This is a genomic window from Azospirillum cavernae, from assembly GCF_003590795.1.
Lineage (GTDB): Bacteria > Pseudomonadota > Alphaproteobacteria > Azospirillales > Azospirillaceae > Azospirillum > Azospirillum cavernae.
The window spans coordinates 1-15979 of record NZ_QYUL01000004.1 but is presented as its reverse complement, the minus strand read 5'-3'; the positions used below and the strand labels follow the sequence as shown (position 1 = coordinate 15979).

The 15979-nt window shown below is 64.0% G+C and carries 15 protein-coding genes and 1 pseudogene; 4 read left to right on the top strand and 12 right to left on the bottom strand.

The annotated features are described in order from the left end of the window. Nucleotides 1–836 precede the first annotated feature (836 nt). Nucleotides 837–6008, top strand: coding sequence for a beta strand repeat-containing protein (locus tag D3877_RS23260; RefSeq protein WP_158599975.1), 5172 nt, complete (start codon nt 837–839; stop codon nt 6006–6008). Nucleotides 6009–6345: 337 nt separating this feature from the next. On the opposite strand, the gene D3877_RS29965 is transcribed toward D3877_RS23260, so the two are convergent. Beyond that, nucleotides 6346–6552, bottom strand: a complete 207-nt coding sequence (locus D3877_RS29965) for a tyrosine-type recombinase/integrase (RefSeq protein ID WP_158599974.1) — start codon at nt 6550–6552, stop codon at nt 6346–6348. On the opposite strand from D3877_RS29965, the gene D3877_RS29960 reads away from it, so the two are divergent. Further along, nucleotides 6541–6777, top strand: a complete 237-nt coding sequence (locus D3877_RS29960) for a hypothetical protein (RefSeq protein ID WP_158599973.1) — start codon at nt 6541–6543, stop codon at nt 6775–6777. The two genes, D3877_RS29965 and D3877_RS29960, sit on opposite strands and share 12 nt — an antisense overlap. A 327-nt stretch (nt 6778–7104) precedes the next feature. Here D3877_RS29960 and D3877_RS23250 read toward each other — a convergent pair whose 3' ends face one another. From D3877_RS23250 to D3877_RS23220, 8 genes and pseudogenes are all read right to left on the bottom strand, one after another. Beyond that, entirely contained in the window at nt 7105–8055 is a 951-nt protein-coding gene (locus D3877_RS23250) for a carbon starvation induced protein CsiD (protein ID WP_119833197.1), read from the bottom strand. A 12-nt stretch (nt 8056–8067) separates the two neighbouring features. Then, on the bottom strand, nt 8068–8550 hold the full coding sequence (locus D3877_RS23245) for an ATP-grasp domain-containing protein (RefSeq protein ID WP_119833196.1): 483 nt from the start codon (nt 8548–8550) through the stop codon (nt 8068–8070). 11 nt (nt 8551–8561) lie between these two features. Continuing rightward, nucleotides 8562–9170: an ATP-grasp domain-containing protein gene (locus D3877_RS23240; RefSeq protein WP_147395265.1), complete on the bottom strand. Its 609-nt coding sequence runs from the start codon at nt 9168–9170 to the stop codon at nt 8562–8564. A gap of 4 nt (nt 9171–9174) precedes the next feature. Next, complete coding sequence (locus D3877_RS29955; protein WP_158599972.1) at nt 9175–9315, bottom strand: hypothetical protein; 141 nt, start codon at nt 9313–9315, stop codon at nt 9175–9177. A 9-nt stretch (nt 9316–9324) separates the two neighbouring features. Then, a complete protein-coding gene (locus tag D3877_RS23235) occupies nt 9325–9510 on the bottom strand; it encodes a hypothetical protein (RefSeq protein ID WP_211100297.1) in 186 nt (61 codons plus the stop codon). Nucleotides 9511–9530: 20 nt separating this feature from the next. Next, nucleotides 9531–10259, bottom strand: a complete 729-nt coding sequence (locus tag D3877_RS30655; RefSeq protein WP_238475043.1) for an FAD/NAD(P)-binding protein — start codon at nt 10257–10259, stop codon at nt 9531–9533. Between the two features lie 70 nt (nt 10260–10329). Continuing rightward, nucleotides 10330–10746: pseudogene (locus tag D3877_RS31065) on the bottom strand (FAD/NAD(P)-binding protein); the annotation flags it as partial. A gap of 66 nt (nt 10747–10812) precedes the next feature. After that, the gene (locus D3877_RS23220; RefSeq protein WP_147395264.1) at nt 10813–11679 is read right to left on the bottom strand and encodes a DMT family transporter; all 867 of its coding nucleotides are present in this window, start codon (nt 11677–11679) and stop codon (nt 10813–10815) included. A gap of 947 nt (nt 11680–12626) precedes the next feature. On the opposite strand from D3877_RS23220, the gene D3877_RS23215 reads away from it, so the two are divergent. Both D3877_RS23215 and D3877_RS29565 read left to right on the top strand, forming a co-directional pair. Next, on the top strand, nt 12627–12977 hold the full coding sequence (locus tag D3877_RS23215) for a hypothetical protein (protein ID WP_119833190.1): 351 nt from the start codon (nt 12627–12629) through the stop codon (nt 12975–12977). Between the two features lie 310 nt (nt 12978–13287). After that, complete coding sequence (locus D3877_RS29565) at nt 13288–13476, top strand: helix-turn-helix transcriptional regulator (protein ID WP_147395263.1); 189 nt, start codon at nt 13288–13290, stop codon at nt 13474–13476. A 195-nt stretch (nt 13477–13671) separates the two neighbouring features. Here D3877_RS29565 and D3877_RS23205 read toward each other — a convergent pair whose 3' ends face one another. The 3 genes from D3877_RS23205 to D3877_RS29950 all read right to left on the bottom strand — a co-directional run. Then, a complete protein-coding gene (locus tag D3877_RS23205) occupies nt 13672–13782 on the bottom strand; it encodes a hypothetical protein (protein WP_119833188.1) in 111 nt (36 codons plus the stop codon). Between the two features lie 150 nt (nt 13783–13932). Continuing rightward, nucleotides 13933–14160 (bottom strand): hypothetical protein, encoded by a 228-nt coding sequence (locus D3877_RS29560; protein ID WP_147395262.1) that lies wholly within the window; start codon nt 14158–14160, stop codon nt 13933–13935. A 285-nt stretch (nt 14161–14445) separates the two neighbouring features. Next, nucleotides 14446–15979, bottom strand: a 1534-nt coding sequence (locus D3877_RS29950; protein WP_199720924.1) for an ATP-binding cassette domain-containing protein, incomplete at its 5' end; no start/stop codon positions are given.

Here is a 15979-nt window from a genome sequence, read left to right as displayed (position 1 = left end):
AGTGAATGGAGAGGTCCCCTTTATGAAACTCGGAACTCAGCAAGTCTCAACCAGAGCGGTTAGTGATGCAGCCAAAAAACAATCTTCTTCACTCCAAAATCTGGCGTTCGCCATGGGGCAGTCATGGGGCGGTATCGTGCAGAATGGAGTGCGAAAAGACGCCGTTCATGCGCTGAAAACTGGCGGATTTCCTAGGGTTCGCAAAAGATCTCAGCCCTCCGAAGGCAGAGGCCGATGGTTCGAATCCATTCGGGTCCGCCAATTTTCCCGTTGTTTATCAATGCATTGAAGTTCTTCCCCCTCGGGGAGCATGCGCGCAGGCGTGTGGAACAATGCATGAACGCGGCAAGTGATTGGCACGTTTTTGACATGTGGCCCCCCGTTCCCTCCTTGTTCCTTTCTGGCGAATCGAGCGATTCGCAAAAATGCGGACACCTTGCCAGCGGAAGTGGTCAGTCGGCTGCTGTCAGCGTCGATCTGATCTTGCCATACAAGGCAATTTCATCTGCGTTGAACACCCCTCCCATCGTCTGACAACCGGGCCATCGCCTCGCTACGCCAACCCCACCAAGTACAGCATGCGCGAGCAGAGAGGTCATGGTTGCGTCATTTATCTCAGTTGAAACCTTTATAATATTTTCATAGCCTATGAATTATCATTCGTATGAATGCGTCTCACGCCAGCGCTGAAGAAGGGCGATGATGGCGCCATATGGGCTGATCTTGATGTTCTTCCGACCGCTTCACGCTCAAAAAGAGCGCTTCGCACGGCCCTTCCATTCGCGTGGCGTCGCTCTAAGCCCCCTCCACCCCCCTTTCATTTCGGGAACACAACCGTGACAACATCCCTCGTCGCGTCCGTTGAACGGCGCGCCAACACCTACACGTCCAGCGACCAGTTCAACAGCGACGTGACCATGCTCGTTGGGGGCGGCTATCTGGTCACATGGACCAGCACGACCCAGGAGGGATCCGGTCTCTGGGGGATCTATGGCCAGCGCTTCGACACCGCTGGCGTTCCGGTCAGCGGCGAGTTTCACATCAACACGTCGACCACAGGGCTGCAACATTACGCCTCAACTGTGGCGTTGGCCGATGGCGGATTCACCACCTTCTGGAACGACATCGGCACGCAGGACGTGGCGTCCACCTACTCCATTCAAAGCCAGCGTTTCGATTCCAACGGAAACCCCTTCGGGCCTCAGACCGCGCTGAAACCGGCCGGAGCGCTGCAAATCTACCCGCGCACCACCAAGCTGGCCAATGGCGGCTTCGTCCTGGCATGGTCTGAGCAGAACGGCGCCAACACGGACTTTCACGCCCAACGTTTCGACGGGACCGGCGCCAAAGTGGGCGGCGAAATTCTCGTCGGAGGCGGCCCCTCCGTGTCGTCCGTGGGACATGGCGTCACCACGCTCGCCGATGGCGGTTTTGCCGTGACATGGTCGACGCAAAGCGATGGCAGCGGCGCCAGCGTCCTCATGCGGACCTATGATTCGTCCGGCGCGCCCAAAGGGGCCGCCGCCCAGGTCAACATCACGACGAGCGGGAACCAGTATTATCCCTCCACCGCCACTTTGACCGATGGCTCCTTTGTCGTGACCTGGATCTCAGCGGGTCAGGACGGCAGCGGGATGGGCGTGTACGCCCGGCGTTTCAACGCCTCCGGCACGCCGCTCAGCGGCGAGATTCCGGTCAACGCATGGACCAACGGCAACCAAAACAGTTCGGCGGTCGCGGCGCTCGCCGATGGCGGTTTCGTCGTTCATTACCCCTCGGCTGGGGCCGACGGGTCCGGCGCCGCGACCTTGGCCCGCCGCTTCGACAGCCAGGGCAATCCGGTTGGCGGTGAGTTTGTGGTCTCCACCACGACATCGGGCGACCAGACCGAAGGGGCCATCGTCGCCCGCCCGGATGGCGGGTTCGTGGCGTCGTGGACCAGCAACGACGGGTCCGGCTGGGGAATCTACACACGCGTTTACTCGCCCAGCACGCAGGCCCCGGTGTTTTCCACGCAGAACCCCGTGGTTGGTCAAGGTCAAAGCATCGACGTCGCCGGGCTGTTCCGGGAGGGCCATCTCCAAGGCAACGCCTATGTGACCGCTGAATTGCAGGCCGTCACCCAGATCCAGTTTGTTGACATCAACCGCGCGGCTGGCTCGGGCTATTTCACTGTGGATGGCGTCGCGCAAGCGGCTGGACAGCCCATCACAGTGGCGGTCGGCGATTTGCAACGGGTGCGGTTCGTCGGCGGCAGCGCGGCGGGTGACAATGATTTTCTCATCCGCATGACCGACGGGACCAACTGGAGCGCGTGGAAGGACGGCGCCGTCCAAACCGAACAGTCACTTCCCAGCCTGACCGCTGGCAGCGAACTGCGCACCAACGCCTACACCCCCGGCTATCAGACTCATCCGTCCACAACGGTTCTCGCCAACGGCAACCAAGTCGCCGTCTGGGCCGACGGCAACGGACGCGACGGCAGCGGTTACACGCTGATCCGCCGAACCTTTGACAGCCAGGGCAACGCCCTCACCGGCGAAGGCTGGGTCAGCACCTACAACTCCTCCGACCAGTTCTATCCCCAGGTCCAGGCGCTGCATGATGGCGGTTACGTCATGGTGTGGCAATCGGCGGGCGCCGATGGCAGCGGCTATGGCGTCACGGGCCAGCGCTATGACGCCAACGGCACGCCGCTGGGTCTGGAGTTCCAAATCTCGACCGGCGCGGGAGCCTTGTACGATCAGACGCAGCCAGCGGTCACAGCGCTCGCCGACGGCGGTTTCGTCGTGGCGTGGACCAGCGTTGAGCCGGACGGCGCGGAAACCGATGTTCGCATGCAACGCTTCACCGCCTCTGGCGTCATCGCCGGTCCAGCCATCGACGTGCATGCGGTTGACGACACCGTGCAGCGAACTCCGGCGGTGGCCGCCCTGTCCGATGGCAGCTTGGTCGTGGCCTGGAGCACGACAGGCACCTGGCGGGCCGACGCCGATGTCGCTCTTCAACGGTATGACGCCGCCGGACAGGCGATTGGCGGCATCGTTCAGGTGAACAGCTACGCCCCGACCAGCGCCAGCAACCAGGCTTGGCCCAGCGTCGCGGCGCTGAAGAATGGCGGCTTTGTCGTGGTTTGGGACTCCATCGGCCAGGATGGTTCGGGGATCGGCCTCTACGGGCAGCGCTATGACGCCAACGGCGCCAAGGACGGCTCCGAATTCCAAGTCAACACCGGAACCTCCGGCGATCAGACGGGGGCCAAGGTTGTTGGCTTGGGCGACGGCGGCTTCGTCGTCGCCTGGTCCACGTTGGGGACCCAGGATGGATCCGGGGCTGGCGCCATGGCCCAGCGCTTTGATGCGAGCGGCGGCAAGATCGGCGGTGAGTTTTCGCTGGCGCAGGCCGTGTCGGGCGACCAGACACAGCCCAGCCTTTCGGCCCGCGCCGATGGCGGGTTTGTCGCCAGTTGGGTGACGCCGGATGGTGATTCCTATGGAATCTCCCACCGCGTCTGGGCTGGCGGAACCCTGCCGCCCGCCTACAGTCTGTTGACGGGAACGGCGGCCGCCGACACCTTGGCGGGCGGCGCTGGCCTGGATCGCATCCGGGCGGGCGCCGGCAACGACAGCGTCACGGGCGCCGGTGGCAACGACGTGCTGTACGGCGAGGATGGCAACGACACCCTCGACGGGGGAACCGGCATTGATTTTCTGGTTGGCGGCAGCGGCGACGATGTCTATCTGGTCGATGACCCAACCGATCAGATTTATGAGCAGGCGGCGGATGGCAACGACGAGGTGCGCTCCACCGCCTCGACCTACGCCCTTGGCGACCCGAATTTGGAAGTCCTGGTCTATACGGGAAGCGCGGCGTTTTACGGCGTCGGCAACGCGCTCGACAACCGGATCGTCGGCGGCGTCGGGGCGGACACCCTGGACGGTGGGGCCGGAGCCGACACGCTTGATGGCGGAGCCGGTGACGACGTCTATATCGTCGGCGAGGTCGGCGACGTCATCCTCGACAGCGGCGGCGTCGATACGGTGCGCGTGAGCTTGCCCAGCCACACGTTGGCCGTCGGGCTTGAGAACCTGGTCTACACTGGCGGCGGCAATTTCTCCGGCGTCGGCAACGCGGGCGCCAACGCGCTGACCGGCGGCGTCGGGGCGGACACCTTGTCCGGTGGGGCCGGGGCGGACACGCTGACCGGCGGCGCTGGCAACGACACCTACATCGTGGATGACGCTGGCGATGTGGTGATCGAACTGGCGGGTCAAGGCGTCGACACGCTGCGAAGTTCTGTGGATCGCACGCTGGACGCCAATGTTGAACAGCTCGTGCTGACCGGCGCCGCTCTTCAGGGCGTCGGCAATGCGCTCAACAACAGCATGACAGGGACTTCCGCTGACAATGTTCTAACCGGCCTGGACGGCAACGACACGCTGAATGGCGGGGCTGGCGCCGACACGCTGATCGGCGGCGTCGGCAACGATCTGTATGTCGTCGACAACATCGGCGACGTGCTGGTCGAACTGCCGGGCGAAGGCGTCGACACGGTGCAAAGTTCGATCTCTCACACCCTGCTGGCCGATTTTGAAAACCTGACCCTGACCGGCTCCGCCGCCATCGCCGGAACCGGCAACGCGGCGAACAACCTGCTGACCGGCAATGGCGCGGCCAATCTGCTGAGCGGCCTGGAGGGCGCCGACACGCTCAACGGCGGCGGCGGAGCCGACACGCTGATCGGCGGCCTCGGCAACGATCTCTATGTCGTCGACAACGTCGGCGATGTCGTGACCGAACTGGCCGGTGAGGGCACGGATGCCGTCAACGCTTCGGTCTCGTTCACGCTGGCGGCCAACCTTGAGAAGCTGACGCTCACCGGGTCCGCGTCCATCGACGGCACGGGCAATGAGCTGAACAACAGCCTGACCGGCAACGCTGGGGCCAATCTTCTGGATGGCGGTCTGGGCGCCGACACGCTCATCGGCGGCTCCGGCAATGACGTCTACATCATCGACGACGCGGGCGACGTGGTGACGGAACTGGCCAGCCAAGGCTCCGACGAGGTGCGCGCCAGCCTGTCGAGCTATCTGCTGGGCGCCAACGTCGAAACCCTGATCTACACCGGCGCAGGTGACTTCACCGGCACCGGCAACGCTCTCGACAACCGGCTGACCGGCGGAATCGGCAACGACACGCTCAACGGCGGCAACGGGGCCGACACCCTGGATGGCGGATCGGGGAGCAACCTGCTGGTCGGCGGCCTCGGCAACGACCTCTATTTCGTCAGCGGCGCGGGCGACCAAGTGGTCGAGCTGTCTGGCGAGGGCGTTGACGAGGTGCGGACCGCCCTGACCAGCTACACGCTGGCCGATGGGGTGGAGACCCTGACCTACACAGGCGCGGCGGCCTTCGCCGGGACCGGCAACGCGCTGGACAACCTCATTGCGGGTGGTGCAAACGCGGACACGCTGGATGGCGGAATCGGCGCCGACACGCTGTTGGGTGGGTTCGGCGACGACGTCTATGTGGTGGACAGTGTCGGCGACGCGGTGGTCGAAGCCGTCAACGCCGGAATCGACGCGGTGCGCACCACCCTGTCGGCCTTCACGCTTGGCGACAACGTGGAGCGGTTGGCGTTCCTGGGAACCAGCAATGCCAATGGTCTCGGCAACGGGCTGGACAATTGGCTGGCGGGGAATGTCGGCAACGACACGCTGATCGGCGACGCCGGAAACGACACGTTGCTGGGTGGTCTGGGCAATGATGTCCTCACCGGCGGCAGCGGAGCCGATCTGTTCGCCTTCACTCTGGGGGACGGGCAGGACCAGATCACCGACTTCGACGCGTCCCAGGGGGACAGGATCGGGCTGGCGGTCGGCCAGACCTACACGGTGGGCGTCAACGCCAACGGCGACGCGTTGATCGCTTATGGCGGGACCGACACCCTCACCTTGGTCGGCATCCAGCCCGCTGCCGTGTCAAGCGCGTGGTTTATCGCCATCTGAGCCGTTGAAGGGGGAGGCGCCCAGCCTCCCCCATTCATCCTGCGACCGATTCCTGACTTGTCCGTCAAAGGGTGGCAAAGCGGACGGGCATCACCAGAGGAAGCGATCCGATCGGAGTGAAGGCCGTTGGTTGGGGATATCGCGAAAAGGAGGCGTCAGCAGTCTGCCGAAGCCGCTGAGCGTGCCGTTGCCGGTTGTTTCTCGCCGGTTGCTTCTCGACATGATGGGCAAGTTTATGCTTAGGGATGTGTTGTAGCGGTTAGAACATCCTATAAAATTGTGGGTGACTGCTGTCTCAGCCGAATAGGCGCAGATTCGGTCCGAGCCGCGCCATCGCTCACCCTGTCGCTTTTCCCGGTTTGCCGCCCGGCGGCGCGCCGTCGAGCAGGTTGACCAGATTTCGGCGGCGTTCCGGGACGTCGTGGCCGTAGATCATCACGGAACTGGCGTCGAGCCAGCCGCCTTGCGCCATCACGGATCGGATGTCGGCGCCCTTGGCCAGCATGTTGGTGGCGAGCAGGTGGCGGAACCAATGCTGCGTCACCTGATGGCGGAACAGCGGCTCACGCTGTCCGGCTTCAGGCCGGGTGTGCCGACCGATTGGCGGGTCACGTCGGTGGAACACAAGCTGGACAAAGGCGACCACACCTGTTCGCTGGACGCCGAACAATTCAACGAGGGGCAGCGGAACGCCGCCGCCAACGCCGCAAAGCTGGCCAAGGTCGGCGCGGATGGGTCTGTCCCGGACGCGGACGTGGTCCGATTCTGACCGCGACAACAATCCAGACCGCTTATCACTTTCATATAGGAGGATCTACTGTGGGAATCGATGAACTGTCGCAGACGCTTGGCCGGTTGGAGGCTGGTCAAGACCGCGTAGGCGGTCAGCCCTTATGCCGACATCTTATTCCATCGCTACTCGCTCCCCTAGAGCAGATCGCGTTAAATCAGGATCGATTTAACGCGTGAATCTGCTCGATAAATCAAAGATTAGAGCGCCGCACTGTTTCAGATTTAGCGCGCGGCGCTCTAAACCCAGAGGGGGAGCTTTCGCGGATCCAAAGCCCAGCTTTTCAGCAGCTTCCGCTTCCTGGCGTCATCTCATATATGGATGCCGATGTGGAAAATACCCATATTGCCGCAGAAGGGAACGCTGCAATCCTGGGTTTCTCTTGAACGGGGCGCGGCCATGAACCCAGACTGAATTGTTCAAAATCAGCATGGAACCAACCGGAAGCGGCTCCACCACGATGGCTTCACAGTCTTCGAGAGCGGCATGAACCTTCTCGATGAAGGTCGCCTCCGCAATCGTTTCGGGAAGGATGAACTGGTCGACAAACTTGATGCGCCGTTGGCCGCCGACTGTGTCGAGGATGCGCGAACGCCCCCTCTCCATGCTGCTGACCTTCGAAAAAATTTCATACCGGCGATCTTTCTCGTCGAGGCCGAATGAGAAGATCGTGTTGCTGCCATCAAGACGGCAGAGACGCTCAAAAGCGTCGAAGTCGGCCATGTGGAGAAGGCGCGATTCTCCACCGATGGCGTTCTGCTCCTCCAATTTCATCATCATCAACCAATCGACCGGATTGTCCGCAAAGACGCCGTCCGTGTGCAGGCTGAAATAGCGATAAGGATCCAGAATCTTGAGCGATGGCGCGTCATCATGCACGACCGTCGTGATGCCGAAATAACCGCCCGAGGGTTCTGGAATCGGTTTGCTGAGAAGGTGGCTGACGGCGGTCGCGATCAAAACGCAATCCTGCTGGTTGCTCAACTCCCCGAAATGGAGCGCCAAGCATCCTGTTTCATAGTCATCCAAAACCGCGCGCAGGCGATCACCGAAATCATCGCCAAAAGCCGCCAACATTTCGCGCGCGCAAATATACCGCTTGTAGGGAATGCGCTTCAGATCATCGATGGTGATCGCCTCAACCCGTTGCAGAAAGGTCTGAACGGCGCTGGCGGTTGGCCGAATATGAACCATCCGTCCCCGCCGCTCCTCACGCGTGAGCGGATCATGCGCGACCGGCGCCATAGCAAGTGACATCAAAATTCCCCCTCAATTCGCGTATTCGACTGGCGCAAAAATCGTCATGGCGGCGTAGGCGTGATCGACGAAATCCCGGTCGCCGCCGCACAGGACCGTCGTTGTGAAGTCAAGGTTGGATCGGCAGCCTTCGTGCCAATCTCCCTTTGTCGTGTGAGAGCGCATGTCAAGCCGGCCAACCAGATCGTCAGGCGGCGACCGAACCCCCGTCACCCACCCGTGGCCACGGGGATAAACAAGATAGAAGGCGTCTTGCAAAAGCGGTGGTCGGGCGACAGCGGGCGGCATGATGACCGACGCCAAGGCTCCCCCCACATTGGCGGCAAGCGCGAGCGTTAAGATGTTGAGGCCAAAAGCGCGCTCGTACATCTGGGCGACGAGCATGCCGGGCGGGCGGGCGCCGCTTTCGATGAAGGTGATCGCGCCATCGGGGCCGACCATCAACTCGGTGTGTTGGGCGACGCTGGCCACGCCAAGGGCGCGGACGGCGTCCACAGCAAAGTCAATCAGGCGCGAAGACAGCGTGGAATGGGATTCATCGCCCGTCCGCCAAGCGGAAAACCATTCTGAAATTCGATGGTGGGCGCGACATATTCCGTGCAGGCGGTGAACAGCAACTCATCGCCCGACCAAATTGTGTCGCAGTGATACAGCTTTCCTTCCGCGAAGGTCTCTATTTCATAATCCAGGCTGAGCTGCTGGGATCTCTTGACGGCGTGGGTGAACGCGTCTTCGTCGGCAACAATATGAACGGCGTTCGTGCCTGCGGAATCCACAGGTTTTATCACCATCCGAGGACCGAAACGCGCCGCCAGAGCGGTGTAGGATGGCCAGTCGCCGGGTTGCGGCAGCCGATCCGCCTCGGGGGTTTTCAAACCGGCGGCGCGCACGTGGCGCTTCATCAGCAACTTGTCGCGATAACGCAGAATTTCGTCGGGACGAGCGCCGGGAACGTCGAGTTGAGCGCGCAGATTAGCCGCGAGAAGCGTCGCCCCTTCGTCAAACGTCACGATGGCGGTCGGTTTGCCCGGCAAGGCGCGAATAAGCGCCAGGGCTTCCATCTCATCATATTGCCAGAGAACGCCGTCGTTCGAAGCGATCGGGACATGCTCCACCGGCTCAACCACGCGCGCGTGGATGGGGCAAAGCCTCCGCCTCCGCCTTCGACATGATCGCGACAAAATCGACGGTGTGACGGATCTCCGGCGGAATGTTCAGAAAACCCAATTGACGAGACGATAAAAGGACGACCGTGACCATGATCCACACTCACGCGGCTTCGGTGTGTTGACGGATGGAGTCGACGCCGCGCGGAAGAATGGCCTTGAGGCCTTGCGCGCTGCGAACGGATGAATAGAGAAAATTTGGCGTGTAGATCGCGCCCTGCGCGACGGGGCCAAGGGCGTAAATCGGCAACGCCGATTTGACCCTGCCGGTCGCGGCGTCAACATCCACGCCGCCGTCGGCGTTGATTCTCACCAGACGCTTGCGGGCAAGTTCCGCAAGGAAGGATCGTCGGCGGGACGTCCCAAGCCGGTGGCGTTGATGATGACGTCAAATTGGTTTGGCGCGCCGGGCGGCGGCGCGTCATCGAAACTCGGCCGCCCCGCCTGGTCAAGACCACCGGCGGCAAGCCTCAATTGTCCGGTCGCCAACATCCCCGCCAGAATGCGCGCGTTGCGCAGCGGCATGGCGGAGATGAAGCGCCCAAGCCGGGCGCCGATCCGCTGCTGAAAATCGCCGCGCTCGGCTGCGGGCGTCAAAGGCCATTCCGTGTTGAGGGCGTCGATGGCGAACATCATCAGACGTTCCCACGGGGCCGGCCCAGCCTCGCTTTCCTGCCAAGCGGCCATGAATTCGTCCGCGCCATCCCGAAAGGAAGCGGAGCCGTTCAGGGCCTTCGCCATGGAGGCGCCGCCCTGTTGCGCCAAAACCGGCGCCAGACATTGCAGGCGCTTCACGCCCTGTCGCGCGGCGGCGTTGACGACGGCGCGCTCAGCGTCCCGACCTGCGTCGCTGTGCAACAGGGACCGGCGAACCGCCGGCAGCCTTCCCGAACGGCTGAGGAGCGTGATGGGTCCTCGGTGCTCCTTTGAATGCAGCCACACGCAGGCGTCGATGGCGCTGAGATGAGAGCCAAGAATCAGAACCGCGTCGTCCTGCTCCACATCGTCCAACTGGCAGACGGGATAAGGCTGACGCATCGCACGGCGGACGCCGTCTCAAGGGTTCGGAACGGAGCGCCCATCGCCAGCACGAGGCGTCGAACAGAAAACGACTGCCTTCACTCCGAACGGCAAGGTCGGCCTCGGGAGTTTCCTCGACGCATCGGACCTCCATCTGACGCACGCGCAACCGCGAGAACCGGCCGCCAAGACCATTCATCGTCTGTTGCAGATACGCTGCGGCTTCGGTTCGCGCGACAAAATCAGCCGGGTTCGTCGGTCGATGAGTGGCCAGAAAGGAAACAAAGTCGTTGGGGTTTTCGGCGCGAACCGACGTGACGCCCGCGCTGGTGTTGAGGAGCAGGACGGGATCGCCCGTGTTGAAGGTGCGGCCCTTGTAAGGGGCCTGTTTCTCGAAGACGGTCACGTCCACCGGGCTGTGATGAGCCTCGGCGGCGGAGCAGAGGGCGACGGCGGCGGCGCAGCCCGATGGGCCGCCGCCGACGACGCCGATGCGAACAGTCATCGTCAATCTCCTTTGCGCCCATTGGTCGGGCGATGAACAGCAATCAGCATGCGATCGTCGCCGCCGTCACGATGGCGAGATCCGCCAGCGAAGGAGCGACCGGCGCCGCGACAAAGGACAGAAACGCGCACAAAGCGGAATCAACGGCATCAGGCGCGCGGTGCGTTCCGGGCCAATCCATTCATTGGATTTCTGCAAAAGGTAGAGGGGGATCACGCTGCCGACGAGGGCGATAAACGCATAGGTCAACCAGGCGCCAAGAGTCAAAACAGGACGAGCGGGTTCTTGGAAAACCAAGGCGCCCGCGAATATTATCGTGCCGATAAAGCGCAGGGCCAGAATATCCGACGTTCCCAAATTGGTTTTGACTTGAAAATCTTTGGAAACGTCAAGATAGCTTGCTCCGGCGATCGCCGAAACGATGCTGAGTCCGACGCCGGTCAGCGACGCCGAAAGCGACGTTTGGGAGGAAACGCAGGCGGCCAGACCAATGCCCCCGCAGCCCAACATGCGTGAACCGCCAGGAATCCGCCTTTCCCAAACACTTTCGCAGCACGGCGACGCAAGCGGCAGCGTGCCGAAAAAAACCAGCACATAGGTGAAGGCCGATACGTTCAGCAGGATGACGTAAACCAGAAACGTGTTGGCGATCGTCAAGCCGTTGATCAGAAGCAGACCCCGCGCGTCCCGTCCGGCGGAGTTGATCCAGTTTGGCGCGCGGCGCAGACCGATGGCGATGAAAAAGGCGCTGGTCATGCCGTAGGTCATCAACGTCGCCAAGGCTGGTCCATCGTGACGCACGATGCCCGACATGACGATGAAAGCGATGGCGAAGGCCAGGCAGAAACCCGCTCCGGGCAGATAGTGGGCAAATGCCGGCCACGCGGCCAGGCTGTCACGTCGCCAAGGGCGGTCAGTGGTGTGTGGCGTCACAAGACATTCTATTTGGTTGCGCGTCTGCGCATGGGCCAGCCGCCATTCGCGACATGACGCCCATCGACGCTGGGAGGCTTACGCTCTCCAAAGGGGTGTTTGATTTGGTTTTTGCGCGCGATATCCCACAAATCTTAGGCGAAGAAGGAGAGGAAGACGCCAAGCAGGTCTGTCATAATGATGTTCGTCAATGAACAACAGGGTTGGAGCGGGGTTTCTGCCAGATTTTGCGGTTTTAGAATTTACAACCATGATAAAAAGATACGCACAAAATAAACAAAAGTTCTTTTATTCTACAATCATAATATTCACATTATAATTAGATATCTAACTAAATTTATTCTCACGACTACAGATTGTGATGTCACGGCGATATATAGGAAAAATTTTCCATGATCAATCCAATATTCACTGATATATCAATGTATGTCTTTCCTTTTCGTTATAGGTGATAAAGCAATTGGATATGATGAATGGAGGTGCTTCGTAATTGCTCGGAGGCTGGCGTCGCGAACGTTTAAGCGACGACGAAGGAGCCGTCGACGAGATCGCGGATGGCTCAGCGGAGATGATCGCGGGTTTGGGCGCGCCTCTATGCTCGGCGCCCCCGATGCCGCCAACTCTCAACGGATTTATGCGCCAACGTCCTGAGATATCGCCCTGCGCCGGAAGCCCACCGCCATGGCGTCCGCCCCCGATCCTGCCATAGTTGAACCTGCGAGCGAAAGCATGGGGGGAGAGGGGGGCATCACGATGGCGGGCAGCGCGGCGCGGCAGGGCGAGTCACCGATCCCGGTGCTGTCGCTCACCCGGAGGGGATGGCCGGAGAGGCCAGCTTCGTCCAGTGGAGGGAGATCTGTCGATCTTCTTCGATGTCGAACCGCTCCACCGAGGGATGAGTCGGTCTTCACCGGGTCGATGACGACCTTTCATCTGGCGGCCTGCTGATGACGCGCATCGCCGGGTCCGCCGTGTCGTTGCGGCGGACCAGCGCCACCATCGCCCGCAGCGCGGTCGAACATTATCTGGTGCAGGTCCATCTGACCGGCGGCTGCGCCGGACTGGCGGCCGGGCGGGAGTTCGAGCTGCAAGCGGGCGACGTCGGCGTGCTGGACTTGACCCGGTGCTGGCGGTCGAGACCACCGATTTCGAACCCTCGCCTGGTGGTCCCCGCGAAAGCTTGCGCCGCTCGTCACCGCGCCGGATGCCCTGCATGGACTGGTCCTGCTGCGTCCTCCGCCGTCGGCGAACTGCTGGCCGACCATGTGCGCGCCCTCTACGCCAGCTTCCGGGGCTAAACGTCAGGGCGGCGGCGGCGGTGGCGAGCGGGACCGCCGGGCTGATCGCCGCCTGCGTCGGACCGGCGCTCGATGCCCGCGCCCAGGCCGGGGACCTGCACGGCGCGTTGCTCGACCGCATCAAGCTGTTCATCGAGGACCAGCTCGACAGCCCCGATCTCGGCGCCGATGCGATCTGCGCCGGTTCGGCCTGTCGCGGTCGAATCTCTACCGCCTGTTCGTGCCGCTGGGCGGGTGGCCAAGCATGTGCGGGACCGCAGGCTGGTGCGGGCGCTGGAGATCTGGTCACGCCCGGCCGGATCGTCCCCGGATGCCGACATCGCTATCACTGGGGTTCGGATCGGAAGCCTCGTTCAGCCGGGCGTTCCGGGTCGCCTACGGCATGGCGCCGGGGGAGGCGCGGGACACGGCGGAGGGCATGCGGCGGCTGCCGACGCAGGACGACGGCGCGGTCGACCGCGTCCTCCGGCGCTGGATCCGCTCCCTGACCGCCCGCTGACCGCACACCGATCAAAGAACGTCAGGCCCGTTGTCCTCCAGCAATTGGCGGCTTGCCAGGGCACGGAACGGACCGTCCTGGTCCATCAGGTCGCGGTAGGATCCGGACTGCACGATGCGACCGCGTTCCATCACGCAGATCCGGTCAGCCTGGACCACGTGCTGAGCCGGTGGGCGATGACGATCCGCGTGGCGTTCAGCCGGGCCAGGCTGTCGGCGACGATCGCTGGGTGCGGTTGTCGAGCGCGCTGGTCGCCTCGTCCAGCAGCAGGACGCGCGGATGGCGGACGATGGCGCGGGCGATCATCAGCCGCTGGCGCTGGCGCCCGACAGGGTTGCCGCCCCATCCGACAGCAGCGTGTGCATGCCATCGGCATCGCCCGGAATCCTCCTCCAGCCGGCCATCCGGGCGGCCTCCCACGCGTCGTCAATCCGAGGGGCGGAGCCGAGGATGTTCTCAGGATGCTGCCGGGCAGCAGCGCGCCGCGCTGGAGCACCACGCCGAGTTGCGGCGGACCGAGGCGGGATCGACGTCGGCCAGCGACTGCCCGTCGAACGACACAGTTCCCGCTCCGGCGTCTCGAACCCCAGCAGCAGGCGGAACAGGGTCGATTTGCCGATCCCGAGGGCCGACCACCGCGACGAAGGATCCGGGATCCGCCGTCAGGCTGACATCGTTCAGCACGGCGGGCCGTCGCCGTAGCGGAAGGTGAGCCAGTCACCGCGACCGCCCCTGGAGCGGGCACCTCCGGCTGTCGTCGGGTCTCCGCGTCGCGTCCAGGATCGGCCGCATGCGCTTGAGGATCGGCGCCGGTCGAGCGAGGCGGTCAGCGCCGTCACCACCTGGAAGCGGAGCCGAGGAACTGCCGAAAGCGGCGTTGAAGGCGACGAAGTCGCCGACCGCAACCGGCTTGGCCGCCGAGCGATGATGAGAAGAACACCAGCGTCGCCAGCAGCGGCGCCAGCGCGTTCAGCACCGCGAACGCGGCCCGGCCAGCCCGACCCGATACCCCTCCCGCCGCTGGGCGGAGACAGGTGCAGCCAGCGGCGAACAGCCGGTCCCGCCCCGTTCACCCGGATGGTCGGCAGCGCGGTCAGCAGGTCGAGCAGCGCCGACGAGGTTCCGCGACCGCTCGACCGAGCGCCGCTCGTAGCGAAGCTGGACCAGGCCGGTCGCGGTCAGCAGCAGGGTGGCGACCAGCGCCACCCAATGCGGACCGCCAGCCGGGCGTCGTAGGTCAGCATCAGCGCGAAATTGACCAGCGAGAACACGCCGGAGACCGGCGGACAGCAGCGTGTCGGCCACCACCCGGCGAAGCTGGGTCGGGGCCAGCGCCCGCATCAGCAGGTCGCCGGTGTGGAAGCGGCGGAAGAAGGTCGCGGCAGCCGCAGCAGCCGGTCCCAGATGGCGGCCTGAAGCTGGGTCGGCCCGCCCCTCGAACCGCAACAGCAGGAGGGAGCGGACCAGGGCGAACATCGCCCCGCCCACCGCGATGGCGGCAAGCCCCAGCGCCATGTGGACGATGCCCAGGGTCTCGGCGAACGGCACCGCCTCGTTGACCAGAATCCCGGTGGCGACCGGGGTCAGCAGGCCGAGCAGGACCATGGTCACGGTCAACAGAACGGCGACGCCGACGTCCCTCCCCGACCCGGTGAAGGCGGCGGTCAGGATGTCGCGCGGCGACAGCGGGCGGGCGGGCAGCGGACGGTAGAGCGCGATGCCGTCGCGGGCGAGGCCAGCGGCGTACGGCGCCGTCACCGCATGACGGCGGCCATCGGCCTCCACCGCCTCGAACCGACCGGGACCACGGCGCAGCACGCGCAGGGCGCCGCGTGTCGGCCCGCCATCCGACGAAGGATGGCGGATCGCGCCGCCACAGCCGTCCGGCAGGGTGACGACGCGGCAGCGGAAGCCCTGGCGCGGGCATGACGCTGCGCCACCGCCAGCAGATCGCCGTCCCCCTCCGCGTCCGTCACCGGGCGCAGCGCAATGCCGAGGTCTCGGCCACCCGTGCAGCGCGGCGGCGGCGGCTTCATCCGGAACCACGGTCTCGACGGTGGAAAGCCCGCTCAGCAGCCCGGCGGCGTCGCGCACCGCCCCGTCCACCGCAGCGCGGTCCCGGTCCCGCGCAACCCGATGCGCTCGCGGCGTCCAACGCGCCGAGGCCCATCTCGGCGGCAAGCCACGGCAGCGCGTCGGCGCACACCGCGTCGAGCGGCCCCCAGCCGTGGCGGGCGAGAATCTCGGCGGTGGACAGGCCGCGAACGCTGCGGTTCGCCGCCACCCTATGCCAGGAGCGCGCGTCGTCAGCAGATGGGGAACCTCGTCACCCTCGACCACCGCCCAGGCGACGCGATGGCCGACCACCGGCTGGGGATGGTCGAAGCGGCGGACCTCTCCCGGCTGGAGCAGCAGGGCCTCCGTCGGCACGTCGGCCGGGTCGCGCGCGGCGCCGAAGGCGGCGAGCACGGGGTCGAGGCCCGCCGCCGCCGCCGGATCCAGC

What these genes read in the sequence shown, in the direction of transcription:
- D3877_RS30655 (WP_238475043.1), bottom strand. Translation starts at nt 10,259, where the DNA reads ATGCGTCAGCCTTATCCCGTCTGCCAGTTGGACGATGTGGAGCAGGAC.
- D3877_RS29565 (WP_147395263.1), top strand. Translation starts at nt 13,288, where the DNA reads ATGCCGACATCGCTATCACTGGGGTTCGGATCGGAAGCCTCGTTCAGC.
- D3877_RS23250 (WP_119833197.1), bottom strand. Translation starts at nt 8,055, where the DNA reads ATGTCACTTGCTATGGCGCCGGTCGCGCATGATCCGCTCACGCGTGAG.
- D3877_RS29955 (WP_158599972.1), bottom strand. Translation starts at nt 9,315, where the DNA reads ATGGTCACGGTCGTCCTTTTATCGTCTCGTCAATTGGGTTTTCTGAAC.
- D3877_RS29960 (WP_158599973.1), top strand. Translation starts at nt 6,541, where the DNA reads ATGCTGCGTCACCTGATGGCGGAACAGCGGCTCACGCTGTCCGGCTTC.
- D3877_RS23205 (WP_119833188.1), bottom strand. Translation starts at nt 13,782, where the DNA reads ATGATCGCCCGCGCCATCGTCCGCCATCCGCGCGTCCTGCTGCTGGAC.
- D3877_RS23215 (WP_119833190.1), top strand. Translation starts at nt 12,627, where the DNA reads ATGACGCGCATCGCCGGGTCCGCCGTGTCGTTGCGGCGGACCAGCGCC.